This window comes from Enterobacter cloacae complex sp. 382A5 (assembly GCF_050031095.1).
Classification (GTDB): Bacteria; Pseudomonadota; Gammaproteobacteria; order Enterobacterales; family Enterobacteriaceae; genus Enterobacter; species Enterobacter cloacae.
Genome location: NZ_JBLGVK010000001.1, coordinates 2,768,470 through 2,782,311 on the forward strand (window position 1 = coordinate 2,768,470; position 13,842 = coordinate 2,782,311).

At 54.7% G+C, this 13,842-nt stretch carries 11 protein-coding genes; 6 read left to right on the forward strand and 5 right to left on the reverse strand.

All coding sequences use genetic code 11. The annotated features are described in order from the left end of the window. The first annotated feature begins 99 nt into the window (after positions 1 to 99). The gene (locus tag ACQG2G_RS13065) at positions 100 to 1,473 is read left to right on the forward strand and encodes an MFS transporter (RefSeq protein WP_013096121.1); all 1,374 of its coding nucleotides are present in this window, start codon (positions 100 to 102) and stop codon (positions 1,471 to 1,473) included. 50 nt (positions 1,474 to 1,523) lie between these two features. Here the strand turns inward: ACQG2G_RS13065 and htpX are convergent, their stop codons facing one another. From htpX to ACQG2G_RS13085, 4 genes are all read right to left on the reverse strand, one after another. Continuing rightward, complete coding sequence (gene htpX / locus ACQG2G_RS13070) at positions 1,524 to 2,405, reverse strand: protease HtpX (RefSeq protein ID WP_061771943.1); 882 nt, start codon at positions 2,403 to 2,405, stop codon at positions 1,524 to 1,526. A 192-nt stretch (positions 2,406 to 2,597) separates the two neighbouring features. Then, positions 2,598 to 4,646, reverse strand: coding sequence for a carboxy terminal-processing peptidase (gene prc, locus ACQG2G_RS13075; protein WP_348595900.1), 2,049 nt, complete (start codon positions 4,644 to 4,646; stop codon positions 2,598 to 2,600). Positions 4,647 to 4,665: 19 nt separating this feature from the next. After that, positions 4,666 to 5,352: an RNA chaperone ProQ gene (gene proQ, locus ACQG2G_RS13080; protein ID WP_020690828.1), complete on the reverse strand. Its 687-nt coding sequence runs from the start codon at positions 5,350 to 5,352 to the stop codon at positions 4,666 to 4,668. 96 nt (positions 5,353 to 5,448) lie between these two features. Continuing rightward, a complete protein-coding gene (locus tag ACQG2G_RS13085) occupies positions 5,449 to 5,946 on the reverse strand; it encodes a GAF domain-containing protein (RefSeq protein WP_013096117.1) in 498 nt (165 codons plus the stop codon). A 132-nt stretch (positions 5,947 to 6,078) separates the two neighbouring features. Between ACQG2G_RS13085 and yebS the strand changes: the two genes are divergently transcribed. The 4 genes from yebS (at position 6,079) to ACQG2G_RS13105 (ending at position 11,828) form a co-directional block, all read left to right on the forward strand. Further along, the gene (yebS, locus tag ACQG2G_RS13090; protein ID WP_038984489.1) at positions 6,079 to 7,362 is read left to right on the forward strand and encodes a membrane integrity lipid transport subunit YebS; all 1,284 of its coding nucleotides are present in this window, start codon (positions 6,079 to 6,081) and stop codon (positions 7,360 to 7,362) included. Next, a complete protein-coding gene (locus tag ACQG2G_RS13095) occupies positions 7,331 to 9,964 on the forward strand; it encodes a PqiB family protein (protein ID WP_038419908.1) in 2,634 nt (877 codons plus the stop codon). Before yebS ends, ACQG2G_RS13095 begins: the two co-directional genes overlap by 32 nt. 76 nt (positions 9,965 to 10,040) lie before the next feature. After that, the gene (gene rsmF, locus ACQG2G_RS13100) at positions 10,041 to 11,483 is read left to right on the forward strand and encodes a 16S rRNA (cytosine(1407)-C(5))-methyltransferase RsmF (protein ID WP_061771945.1); all 1,443 of its coding nucleotides are present in this window, start codon (positions 10,041 to 10,043) and stop codon (positions 11,481 to 11,483) included. Between the two features lie 105 nt (positions 11,484 to 11,588). Further along, positions 11,589 to 11,828 (forward strand): YebV family protein, encoded by a 240-nt coding sequence (locus tag ACQG2G_RS13105; RefSeq protein WP_013096113.1) that lies wholly within the window; start codon positions 11,589 to 11,591, stop codon positions 11,826 to 11,828. 33 nt (positions 11,829 to 11,861) lie between these two features. Here ACQG2G_RS13105 and pphA read toward each other — a convergent pair whose 3' ends face one another. Then, entirely contained in the window at positions 11,862 to 12,506 is a 645-nt protein-coding gene (gene pphA / locus ACQG2G_RS13110; RefSeq protein ID WP_061771946.1) for a protein-serine/threonine phosphatase, read from the reverse strand. 166 nt (positions 12,507 to 12,672) lie between these two features. Here pphA and ACQG2G_RS13115 point away from each other — a divergent pair, with 166 nt between their 5' ends. Further along, positions 12,673 to 13,614, forward strand: coding sequence for a VirK/YbjX family protein (locus tag ACQG2G_RS13115; RefSeq protein ID WP_161670188.1), 942 nt, complete (start codon positions 12,673 to 12,675; stop codon positions 13,612 to 13,614). The last annotated feature ends 228 nt before the right edge of the window (positions 13,615 to 13,842 follow it).

Here is a 13,842-nt window from a genome sequence, read left to right on the forward strand (position 1 = left end):
TCCGCGTTTACTTCGTTACAAATCTGCGACATAAAGCGGTTGTAACAGTGCTAAAATAGTTACCCTGAGAATAATTTCACACTGAGCTATTCATCCCACATGGAAAAAAAACTGTCCGATGGCCTGCCTTTACCCCAGCGGTATGGCGCTATCGCTACGATTATCATCGGTATTTCAATGGCCGTGCTCGACGGCGCGATTGCCAATGTTGCCCTGCCCACCATTGCCAGCGATCTGCATGCCTCACCCGCCAGCTCAATCTGGATTGTTAACGCTTATCAGATAGCGATCGTGATCTCACTGCTCTCGTTCTCGTTTCTGGGCGATATGTTTGGCTACCGGCGGGTGTATCAGTGCGGTCTGGCTGTGTTTACCTTAACCTCCCTTTTCTGCGCCCTCTCTGATTCGCTGCATATGCTGACGCTGGCCCGCATTGCGCAGGGTTTTGGCGGCGCGGCGTTGATGAGCGTTAATACCGCGTTGATTCGCTTAATTTATCCTCAGCGCCATTTGGGGCGCGGAATGGGGATAAACTCCTTCATTGTGGCGGTATCCTCGGCCGCCGGGCCCACCATTGCGGCGGCTATACTGTCTGTCGCCTCATGGCAATGGTTGTTCGCCATCAATGTGCCGCTGGGTATGGTGGCCATTTTCTTTGCCCTGCGCTATCTGCCGGGGAATGGCCCCAAAAGCACCATGCCTCGTTTTGATATCGCCAGTGCGGTGATGAATGCGCTGACCTTTGGCCTGCTGATTACGGCTCTGAGCGGCTTTGCGCAGGGTCAATCACTCCTGCTGACCGTTGCAGAGGTTGCTGCTCTGCTGATCATTGGCTACTTCTTTGTTCGCCGCCAGCTCGCTTTGCCTGTGCCGTTACTGCCGGTGGATCTGCTGCGTATTCCGCTTTTTTCGCTCTCAATATGCACCTCCATCTGTTCGTTCTGCGCCCAGATGCTCGCCCTCGTCTCTCTGCCCTTTTTCCTGCAGAGCGTAATAGGACGTTCGGAAGTGGAGACTGGACTGCTGCTGACCCCATGGCCGCTGGCAACGATGGTGATGGCACCGCTGGCAGGTTATCTCATAGAGCGCGTGCATGCCGGATTACTGGGCGCGCTGGGGCTGGCAGTCATGGCGGCGGGTCTGTTTGCGCTGGCGCTGCTTCCCTCGCAACCTACGGATCTGGATATTATCTGGCGTATGATCCTCTGCGGTGCTGGTTTTGGCCTGTTCCAGTCACCGAACAACCACACCATTATCACCTCCGCACCGCGCCACCGCAGTGGAGGAGCCAGTGGCATGTTGGGTACCGCGCGCCTGCTGGGGCAAAGCACCGGTGCGGCACTGGTCGCCCTGATGTTCAACCTCGCCGGGCAGAATGGTAATCACCTTGCGCTCCTCACCGCAGGTGCGCTTGCCACCCTTGCCGCGATCGTCAGCGGCCTGCGCGTCACACAGCCCAGCGTACAGGCATAAAAAAAGCCGGGCGGAGTTTCCTCCGCCCGGCTCAGACTGCATCTTCAGCGTTACTTCAGGTATTCCCCACTGCGCAGCGCTTCAATACGTTTATCCAGCGGCGGGTGAGACATAAACAGCTCGCTCAACGATTTTGATTTACCGTTGATGCAGAATGCCATCATGCTGTTAGCTTCCTGCGGCTCGTAGCTGGTTTTCAGACGCTGCAGGGCAGCAATCATCTTCTCACGACCAACCAGTTTCGCAGAGCCGGCATCCGCATGGAATTCACGGTGACGGGAGAACCACATGGTGATGATGCTGGCCAGAATGCCGAACACCAGTTCCAGAACCATCGATACCGCGAAGTAGATCAGCGGGTTACCGTTGCTCTCTTCACCTTCATCGCGGTTTCCACCCATAAAGCCAGCGGCGATCTGCGCCAGAATACGGGAAATAAAGATCACAAAGGTGTTCACCACGCCCTGAATCAGCGTCATGGTTACCATGTCACCGTTCGCAATATGGCTGATTTCGTGCGCGATAACCGCTTCGGCTTCGTCACGGCTCATGTTCTGCAGCAGCCCGGTACTTACGGCAACCAGCGACGCATCGCGACGGGCACCCGTAGCAAAGGCATTGATGTCCGGCGCATGATAAATGGCAACCTGCGGCATGGCGATCCCCACCTGCTTAGCTTGCTGCGCCACCGTATTCATCAGCCACTGCTCCATATCGTTGCGCGGCTGTTCAATGACCTCACCACCTACCGATTTCAGCGCCATCCACTTCGACATCAGAAGTGAAATAAAAGAGCCACCAAAACCAAACAGCAGCGCCATAATCAACAGACCCTGAACGCTACTCGACTGAATTCCTGTCAGGCTTAGCACCAGCCCGAATACCACCATTACCGCCAGGTTGGTGAGCAGGAAGAGCGCGATTCGCATCATAATTTTCTTTTAACCTCAATTTAACAAAACGCACTATGCGATTACCCACATCGTATGGGTATTGTGGCTATTTTCAAGCATCCGAAGGGCGTAAGTCACCAGAAAGACACAACTTTACACAATTGGAAATCTGCCTGACGGAAGGATGCAGAACAAAAAGAAACAGGCACAATTTCTTGTGCCTGTTGGGGATTATTTTGCCGGAGCAGGTTGCTCGGCGGGCCTGGCTCTTTCGAGTTTCGCCAGGTCAAGAGCGATATGTACCGTCTCGTCCAGGTACGGATCCGGCTCCTGGTAATCTTTTGGCAGATCGTCCAGTTTCTTGAGCAACGGTTTACCTTCACGTTTGAAGCGATCGTTGATACGCGCCAAACGCGTTGCGTCATCCTCATTGTTCTCTTTCTCACGCTGAGCGTAGTTCAGAGAAACAATATTCCGTTTTTCTTTCAGGGCATTAAAGCGGGCAATGTCCTTCATGATGTACTGGAATTCAGGATCTTTCGCGATGCGTTCGTTGTGGTCTTTCAGTAGCTCCGGACCAAACTGGGTCATATCACCGGCTTTCACGTAAGTCGCGGCATTGATGCTATCCCACGGTAACGCGTTATCTTCAAACTTCTCACCGGTTTCCGTCTCTTCCGTGCCTGTCGGCATCATGATGTCTGGCGTCACGCCCTTACGCTGCGTACTGCCGCCGTTCACACGATAGAATTTCTGAATGGTGTACTGAACAGACCCCAGCACAGGCCATTCCGGACGCAGCATCTGATCGTAAATACGATTCAGAGAACGATACTGCTGGACGGTACCTTTACCGAACGTCGGCTCACCCACGATCAGCGCGCGACCATAGTCCTGCATTGCAGCGGCAAAGATTTCTGACGCTGACGCACTGAAGCGATCGACCAGCACCACCAGTGGGCCTTTGTAGTAAACCACGCCATCATTGTCGGCATCTTCACGCACTTTGCCGTTATTATCGCGCACCTGCACGACCGGGCCAGACGGGATAAACAGGCCAGACAGAGAAACGGCTTCTGTCAGTGCACCACCGCCGTTGCTGCGCAGATCGATGATCACGCTGCTGACGTTCTGCTTCTCAAGCTTCTGCAGCTGCACTTTTACATCATCGGTCAGCCCTACGTAGAAGCCAGGAATATCAAGTACCCCCACCTTCTCTTTACCGACGGTTTTCACCGACATTTTCACCGCGCGGTCTTCAAGACGAATACGCTCACGGGTCAGGGTAACGATACGGGTTTTGGTGCCTTTCCCGGCAGGCAGAATTTCAAGACGAACTTTGCTGCCTTTCGGACCTTTGATCAGCGCAACCACATCGTCCAGACGCCAGCCGATGACATCAACCATGTTCTGCCCGGTTTGGCCTACACCGACAATGCGATCGCCTACGCTTATCGCTTTGCTTTTTGATGCCGGGCCACCCGCAACCATGGAGTTGATCACCGTGTAATCGTCGTCCATCTGCAGCACCGCGCCGATACCTTCCAGAGACAGGCTCATTTCGGTATTGAACTGTTCGGTGTTACGCGGGGAGAGATAGTTCGTATGCGGGTCGATTTCGTGGGCAAAGGCAGTCATTGCCAGCGAGAAAACATCTTCGCTGTTGGTTTGTGCCAGACGACGAATGGCAAACTTGTAACGGCGCGTCAGCGTGTCACGGATCTCTTTCTCATCTTTGCCAGTGAGCTTGAGACTCAGTTCGTCGTACTTCACTTTGCTGTCCCACAGGGCGTTCAGCTCGGCTTCGTCTTTCGGCCAGGGCGCTTTACTGCGGTCCAGATTAAAGGTGTCATTGCCGGTGAAGTCCATCGGACGTTCCAGCACTTTCAGCGCATATTGATAACGTTCAAAGCGGCGCTTTTGTGCCAGGTTATACAGATCGTAGAACAGATCCAGCTTGCCGGAACGCAGCTCATCACCGACGTCGGATTTACGTTTGGCGAACTGCTCGACATCGCTGGCAAGCAGTACGTTATGGCTGTAATCCAGCAAGTTCAGATAGCGGTCGAAGATTTTGGCCGAAAAGGCCTGATCGAGATCGAACTGACGATAGTGCGAACGGGTGAAGCGTGACGTCACACGCTCGCTCACCGTCGCGTGCTGCGTCTCTTCCTTGAGAACCGGAATTTGATCAACACGCGTAATATCGTCCACTGCGAAAGCATGGCCTGTTATGGCAAACAGGCCCGCCAGCGCGGTGAGCTTAAAAAAAGTGTTCATGCCAGGCTTGGCCTCCGTTTCAGAACAACAAGTGTTCTGCGCGTACAATCATTGACATACCAGAAGTCAGCTGTACACGAACGCCATCTTTGGTGATTTCCATAACGGTGGCGTCCATTGCATTGTTACCCGCTTTTACCTTCAGTGCCTGACCGACGCTCAGGGCGTTGATGTCTGAAACCGGAGTGTGGCGCTGCTCTTCACGAGGCGCGCGCGGGGCTTTAGCTGCTGGTTTGTCAGCACGCGGTTTGCGATCGTTATTTTCGGTGCGACGCGGTGCAGGACGCGGTTTACGCTCACGGCGAGGCGCTTCTTCCTGGCCGTTTGCCGCAGCGGCTTCACGTTTTTTCGCCTGCTGTTCTGCACGTTGTGCTTGAACGCGTGCTTTGGCTTCTTCAAGCTGCTTACGCGCATGCTCGACGTGCTGCTCGTCCAGCTCACCACATGGGTTGCCGTCAAGATCCACGCGAGTCGCGCCCGGTTTGATACCGTACAGGTAACGCCAGCTCGAAGTATAAAGACGTAAGGCGGAACGCAGCTGAGTTTTGCTGAGGTTCATTTCCCCCTCAACGCGTGCTACCAGATCCTGAAAAATACCGACTTTCAGGGGACGAGCTTCGCCTTCAGCGCTGAAGCACTGTGGGAAACGCTCGGCCAGAAATGCGATAACTTCTTTACTGCTATTCAACTTAGGTTGATTTTCCATGAAATTTCCTGATTACAACGGACGTTGCCAACAAGCGCAGGCATGAACAGGCGTCATTATAATGACGCTATCAGTAAATGCTACGTTATCCGTTGATTATCCTGCGACGCTCGCAAAGAATTTTTGATAATCGGTTGCTGCAAGAACGTTTTCCAGATTCGCCACCAGCTCGCGCAGCCCCTGTTCGTCCTCGATTGTAAAGCGACTGAAGACCGTACTGTCGATGTCCAGAACGCCAATAATCTGATTTTTTACCACCAGCGGCAGCACGATTTCAGAATTACTGGCGGCATCACAGGCAATGTGCCCGTCAAACGCATGCACATCTTCCACACGCTGTACCTGATTCTCGGCGACTGCCGTGCCGCAGACACCCCGGCCGACCGGAATGCGCACGCAGGCCAGTTTGCCCTGGAACGGCCCCAGCACCAGCGTTTCACCTTCCAGAAGATAAAAACCGGCCCAGTTCACGTCAGAGAGACGTTCAAACAGCAATGCGCTAGTATTTGCCAGAGTGGCTAAGAAGCTGGTCTCACCCGCCATCAATGCCTTAAAATCGCGGTTCAGATCCGCGTAGAATTCTGTTTTGTTCATTCTTCAATCACTTAGTTGTCTTACAAAATTACCGCATAGCCTATTAAAATAAGCATTAAATGCGCTCATGCTCAAGATGAATCCATTCATGAGTTATTATAACTTTCAACAATACCTATTTGTGCGCAACTGATGGCCTTAAAAACAACCAAAATCACGCCGACAAAAAAGATAACTGTCCATACGGTAAGCGCAGCTTTGCCTCGTGCACATTATCAGCGTTGCCCCCAGTGCGATACGCTTTTTATGTTGCCGAAGATGAAATCGCACCAAAGCGCCTTTTGTCCCCGCTGCGACGCCAAAATTCGTGACGGCCGCGACTGGTCATTAACCCGTCTCGCCGCCATGGCGGTCACCATGCTGCTGTTGATGCCCTTTGCCTGGAGCGAGCCGCTGCTGAAGCTCTACCTGCTCGGCGTGCGCATTGATGCCAACGTGCTGCAGGGGATCTGGCAGATGACGCGCCAGGGCGATCCGGTGACCGCAGCCATGGTGCTTTTCTGTACCGTTGGTGCACCACTGGTGCTGGTCGCCGCCATTGCGTATCTCTGGTTCGGTAATATTCTCGGCATGAACCTGCGTCCGGTGTTGCTGATGCTCGATAAACTCAAAGAGTGGGTGATGCTGGATATCTATCTGGTGGGCGTTGGCGTGGCCTCCATAAAAGTGCAGGACTACGCGTTTCTGCAACCGGGCGTCGGCCTCTTTGCTTTTATCTGTCTGGTATTACTCAGTATCCTGACGCTGATCCATCTCAACGTTGAGCAGCTCTGGGAGCGATTTTACCCGCAGCGCCCCGCCACGCGCCCGGACGAGAATCTCCGGGTCTGTCTGGGCTGCCACTACACCGGGCTGCCCGATGCGCGCGGCCGCTGCCCACGCTGCCATATTCCCTTGCGACTGCGGCGCAACAACAGCCTGCAAAAATGCTGGGCCGCCCTCATCGCCTCGTTGATATTCCTGCTTCCTGCCAACATGTTGCCGATATCCATTATTTACGTGAATGGCGGGCGGCAGGAGGATACCATCCTCTCGGGCATTATCTCCCTTGCGCACAGTAATATTGGCGTGGCGGCAATTGTGTTTATCGCCAGTATTCTGGTGCCGTTTACCAAAGTGGTGGTGATGTTTACCCTGCTCATCAGCATTCACTTTAAATGTGAGCAAGGCTTACGTACCCGTATCCTGCTCCTGCGCTTCGTTACCTGGATTGGCCGCTGGTCGATGTTGGATCTGTTCGTGATTTCGTTGATGATGTCGCTGATTAACCGCGACCAGCTACTTGCTTTTACAATGGGACCCGCAGCTTTTTATTTCGGCTCTGCGGTGATATTGACTATTCTTGCTGTGGAATGGCTGGATAGCCGCTTACTTTGGGATGCACATGAGTCAGGAAACCCCCGCTTCGCCGACTGAAGCGAGAATTAAAACAAAACGCCGCATTTCGCCATTCTGGTTGCTGCCTGTCATCGCCCTGATGATTGCAGGCTGGCTTATCTGGACGAGCTATGAAGATCGCGGAAGTACCATCACCATTGATTTCCAGTCTGCCGACGGCATTGTGGCCGGACGTACCCCGGTGCGTTTCCAGGGGGTGGAAGTCGGTACCGTCCAGGATATCTCCCTTGGAAAAGGGCTGAATAAGATTCAGGTGCGGGCCAGCATCAAATCTGATATGCAGGACGCGCTGCGCAGCGAAACACAGTTCTGGCTGGTCACGCCAAAGGCCTCTCTGGCCGGGGTGTCCGGTCTGGATGCGCTGGTTGGCGGGAACTATATCGGCATGATGCCGGGTAAAGGTGAGCCACAGGATCACTTTGTGGCGCTTGATACGCAGCCCAAATATCGTCTCAATAACGGGGATCTGATGATCCACCTGCAGGCGCCGGACTTAGGGTCACTCAACAGCGGCTCGCTGGTGTACTTCCGTAAAATCCCGGTGGGCCGGGTGTACGATTACGCCATCAACCCCAACAAGCAGGGGGTGACTATCGATGTGTTAATCGAGCGTCGCTTTACCAATCTGGTGAAAAAAGGCAGCCGTTTCTGGAACGTTTCCGGCGTGGACGCTGACCTAAGTCTCAGCGGTGCGAAAGTGAAGCTTGAAAGTCTGGCCGCGCTGGTCAATGGTGCCATTGCCTTTGACTCCCCGGAAAATTCCAGCCCTGCCGCCGCAGATGACACGTTCGGTCTGTATGCCGACCTGGCGCACAGCCAGCGTGGCGTGATCGTCAAACTTGCCCTGCCCGATGCCAAAGGGTTAAAAGCCGGTTCTACGCCACTGATGTATCAGGGGCTGGAGGTCGGTCAGCTCACCAAAATGACGCTCAATCCGGGCGGTTCCGTAACCGGGGAGATGACGGTTGACCCAAGCGTGGTAGATCTTCTGCGCGAGAAAACGCGTATCGAAATGCGCAGCCCGAAACTGTCCCTGAGTGATGCCAGCATCAGCAGCCTCCTGACAGGCAGTACCTTCGAGTTGATCCCCGGCGAAGGCCAGCCCAGCAACACCTTTGTGGTTGCCCCGGCGGATAAAGCCCTGCTGCAAAAACCCGGCGTGGTGACAATAACGCTGAACGCGCCGGAAAGTTACGGTATCGAAGCCGGTCAGCCGCTGATCTTACACGGCGTGCAGGTAGGTCAGGTGCTGGAGCGGTCGTTGTCGGAAAACGGTGTGAGCTTCTCCGCCGCAATCGATCCGCAATACAGCAACCTGGTGCATGGCGACAGCAAATTCGTGGTTAACAGCCGCGTAGACGTGAAGGTCGGGCTGGACGGCGTTGAATTCCTCGGAGCCAGTGCGAGCGAGTGGGTGAACGGCGGGATCCGCATCCTGCCGGGCAGCAAAGGTCCCGTTCGCGACAGCTATCCGCTGTATGCCAATCTGGATAAAGCGATTGAAAACAGCATGAGCGATCTGCCGACCACCACGCTGACGTTAAGTGCGGAAACGCTGCCGGACGTTCAGGCAGGATCGGTCGTGCTGTATCGCAAGTTTGAAGTTGGGGAAGTCATCACCGTTCGCCCTCGTGCAGACGCCTTTGATATTGAACTGCACATCAAGCCGGAGTATCGCAAACTGCTTACCCCGAACAGCGTCTTCTGGGCGGAAGGTGGCGCAAAAGTTCAGCTCAACGGTAGCGGGCTGACCGTGCAGGCCTCCCCGCTCTCGCGCGCGCTGCGCGGGGCGATCAGCTTCGATAACCTGCCCGGCGCGGGCGGCAATATGCGCAAGGGTGACAAGCGTATTCTCTTCCCGTCTGAAACCGCTGCACGTGCGGTTGGCGGGCAGATTACCCTGCACGCCTTCGATGCCGGAAAGCTGGCGGAAGGAATGCCTATCCGCTACCTGGGCATTGATATCGGACAGATCCAGAAGCTGACGCTGATCACCGCCCGCAATGAAGTGCAGGCCACCGCGGTGCTTTATCCGGAATATGTGCAGACGTTCGCCCGTTCAGGCACGCGTTTCTCCGTGGTGACGCCGCAAATCTCGGCCGCGGGCGTTGAGCATCTCGACACCATCCTGCAGCCGTATATCAACGTCGAGCCTGGCCGTGGCAACGCGCGTCGTGATTTTGAGCTGCAGGAAGCCACCATCACCGACTCGCGCTATCTTGATGGTCTGAGCATTGTGGTGGAGGTACCGGAAGCCGGCTCGCTTAGCATCGGCACGCCAGTCCTGTTCCGCGGTATTGAAGTGGGAACGGTGACCGGCCTGACGCTCGGGACGCTCTCCGACCGTGTGATGGTGGCGTTACGCATCAGCGATCGTTACCAGCATCTGGTACGGAATAACTCGGTGTTCTGGCTGGCCTCTGGCTATTCGCTGGACTTCGGCCTGACGGGCGGCGTGGTGAAAACCGGTACGTTCAACCAGTTTATTCGCGGCGGTATTGCTTTCGCCACGCCGCCGGGTACACCGCTGGCGCCGAAAGCACAGCCGGGCAAACACTTCCTGCTGCTCGAAAGCGAACCTAAAGAGTGGCGTGAGTGGGGAACCGCCCTGCCGCGTTAATCTCAGGGCTCCGGTGTCAACGCGCCGGAGCCTTTATGTTACACTGCGCACCTGAACTTTTCCCTGTGGTGTGCCCGTGGCTCAAAACTCCGTATATCTTCCTGAACAATTCCTGGCGCAGATGCGCGAGGCGCTTCCTTCTCACCTCTCGTTAGACGATTTTATCGCCGCCTGTCAGCGACCGTTACGCCGGAGTATTCGCGTCAACACGCTGAAAATCAGCGTCGCGGATTTCCTTGCGCTGGTATCACCTTACCACTGGCGGCTCACGCCCGTTCCGTGGTGTGAAGAGGGTTTCTGGATCGAACGGGAGGACGAGGCGTCACTGCCGCTGGGCAGTACCGCCGAGCATTTGAGCGGTCTGTTTTATATTCAGGAAGCCAGCTCAATGCTGCCGGTTGCTGCGCTGTTTGCCGATGGCAACGCGCCTGAACGGGTCATGGATGTGGCTGCCGCACCCGGTTCAAAAACCACGCAGATTGCCGCCCGCATGGCTAACCGCGGGGCCATTCTCGCCAATGAGTTTTCAGCCAGCCGCGTGAAGGTGCTGCATGCCAACATCAGCCGCTGCGGCATTCAGAATGTTGCCCTGACGCATTTCGATGGACGCGTGTTTGGCGCCGCCCTGCCGGAAGCGTTTGACGCCATCCTGCTGGACGCCCCCTGCTCCGGTGAAGGCGTGGTACGCAAAGATCCCGATGCGCTAAAAAACTGGTCAGTTGAAAGCAACCTCGACATTGCCTCAACGCAGCGCGAACTGATCGACAGCGCGTTTCATGCCCTTCGTCCAGGCGGTACGCTGGTTTATTCCACCTGCACGTTAAACCGTGATGAAAACGAAGACGTCTGCCTGTGGCTGAAAGCGCAATACCCCGATGCGGTTGAGTTTCTGCCACTGAATGACTTATTTGCCTCGGCTGAAGACGCCATCACCCCGGAAGGTTTCCTCCACGTATTCCCGCAGATTTATGACTGCGAAGGTTTTTTTGTCGCCCGTCTGCGTAAAACAGCCGCCATCGCACCACTGCCCGCGCCAAAATTTAAGGTCGGTAATTTCCCCTTCACGCCGCTGAAGAGCCGTGAAGCAGACCAGGTCACCACCGCAGCCCGCAAAGCCGGACTGAACTGGAATGACGATCTTCACCTCTGGCAGCGCGATAAAGAGATTTGGCTTTTCCCGGCGAACATCGAACCGCTTATCGGCAAAGTTCGTTTTTCCCGAATCGGGATCCGCCTGGCGGAGGTGCATAACAAGGGCTATCGCTGGCAGCACGAGGCGGTCATTGCCCTTGCCGGCACGGCTAACACCTTCGCGTTGACGCATCAGGAAGCTGAAGAGTGGTACCGGGGGCGCGATGTGTATCCGGAAACGGCCCCTTCTCAGGATGACGTTGTGGTGACGTACCAGGGATACCCGCTGGGACTGGCAAAGAAAGTGGGTTCGCGTCTGAAAAACAGCTATCCACGCGAACTGGTGCGCGATGGTCGCCTGTTTACCGGTAACGATCGCGCCGACTAAAAAAAGCGCACTTTTTTACTGGCGATTTTGCTCTCCTTGTCTACGATCAAAAATGGATGGCTGTACTGGTCATACCAGATTTTGACAACACACCCGGAGAGCATTATGACGAAAACCAGCGTGCGAATTGGCGCTTTTGAAATCGACGACGCAGAATTGCGCGGCGAAACCCAGGGCGAACGAACGTTAAGTATTCCCTGCAAATCCGACCCGGATTTGTGTATGCAACTGGATGCCTGGGATGCCGACACCAGCGTTCCGGCAATCCTTGATGGCGAACATTCCGTACTTTACCGCGAGCATTACGATAGTAAAACCGATGCCTGGGTCATGCGTCTTGCCTGACCAGAGAGAACCCGCCCGAAGGCGGGTTATTTATTACTGCAACTGCGCCAGCGTGAAATAGCCGTCAAACACCGCGCCGGTATCAATGTAGTGCAGGTTGTCAAAATCATATCGCTTATCCAGCGGCGTATGACCAAACCAGAAGTGATCCGCTCCGCGAATTCCCTGCCCTTTTCCTGCCATAAACCCCATTAGCCGATCCCGATCCCACAGCACCCGCTCAGCGCTCATCGGCTGCTGCCAGCGATATTCCGCTGCCGGATAGTCAGCATGAGCAATGACATTCAGGCCGTTTGTGCAGGTTATCTCAATAATCAGCGGCAACTGTCGGCACGCTTCTAACAGGGTCAGCGCCTGCTGCTGTTGCGAATCATCAAGCTGCGAGAACCAGCTTCCACCATTCATCAACCAGAGCGCAAAGTCGTTATTTTCCACGCTGTCGATTGCCATTTGCTCATGGTTCCCCCGGACTGCGCGAAACCATTTTTCATTGATCAGTTGCAGGCACTTAACGCTGTCAGGGCCACGATCAATCAAATCCCCAACGGAGATCAGCAAATCCTCATAAGGATTAAAACGGCGGCGTTTCAGTTCGTCCAAGAGCCACTGATAGCAACCGTGTATATCGCTCACAACCCAGACGTGACGCCACTTTCCACCATCGATTCGCTGATACATAAGGCCTCCCTGAATAAGTATAGCCGCATCAGAAAATGCAAATATCAGCGCCGGGCATCACAAAGCCAAACAAACGCTAAACCAAACGGAAATAAACCTTCCCGCGCTATTAATCCCTTTTTATCGGGCCTTTAAAATAAGCGCTAAATAAAAGAGAGGTTTCAACGTGTCCAATACTCACCTGCATAACGATGTGCTCTATCCGCATCGTACACATATTATTTCCGACCTGGTCAACGGAAGATGCGTTCCGGGCCCCATCTGGAAAAAGCGTGAGTATCGGCTGAAATTCCTGTTACGCACGCTTCTGTTCTGGTCTTCTACCCGACGCATGCTTGAGGCACTCTCTGGCCGGGATGACTTCGATCGGTTACTGGCCGCGCAAATCACGTTACCCAGTAAAACCCACCGCCAGTACTTGATGCGCGGCCTGAATGCCGGCGACCGTGCTGACGCGATCGTCAGCCACTACCACTGGATTGATGGTCTGAAAGACCCCTTACTCGCCCATGCGCTGACCAGCCCTCAGGAGCAACCTGTCGTGCAGTTCAGGGCTAAAAATGAGGTGCTCTATACCGTCAACGCCTCCTCCGCTCACAAGGCCGAGCGCGAAGGTGAAAGCACACTGTGGCTGCGCGATGATGAGAATACCTTGCTCGCAAGCCTGACCTTCACTGTTGCGCACAGCGCGGGACAACGGGTACTGGTGATCGGCGGGCTTCAGGGGCCTCGCCGTGGCGTCACGCGCGATGTGATCAAACAGGCTACCCGCGCCTGCCACGGCCTGTTCCCAAAACGCGTATTGATGGAAGTGATTTTCCAGCTGGTCGCACAGTCAAACATCCGCGCCATTTATGCCGTCAGTGATGAGGGCCATGTTTTCCGCGCGTTGCGTTATCGCCTGAGCAAAGGCCGTCATTTCCACGCCAGCTACGATGAGTTTTGGGAAACCCTGGACGGTAAGAAACGCTCGACCTTCTGCTGGCAGTTGCCACTTGAGATGGCGCGTAAATCCCTGGACGAGATTGCCAGTAAGAAACGGGCAGAATATCGCCGCCGCTTTGAGCTGCTTGATGAAATTAAAACGGCCATCAACGCCCGCTTTTAACCCTGCGTCTTGCTTTTGCCAACCACATACAAAAATTTAACAAAACCGTCAAAAAGGGCTGGACTTCCGCCTGCCGTAGTGTGGTATGGTTGAAGGCGGTTCACTGGAAGTGAACCTTCTGAGAGAGTTGACCAACAATTTTTATTTATTTTCAATAATATGAACAGAGGTCTGATGCGACTCTTTTCATTCCTGCGATTGTTAACCCATCTTAATCAAGCAAATACG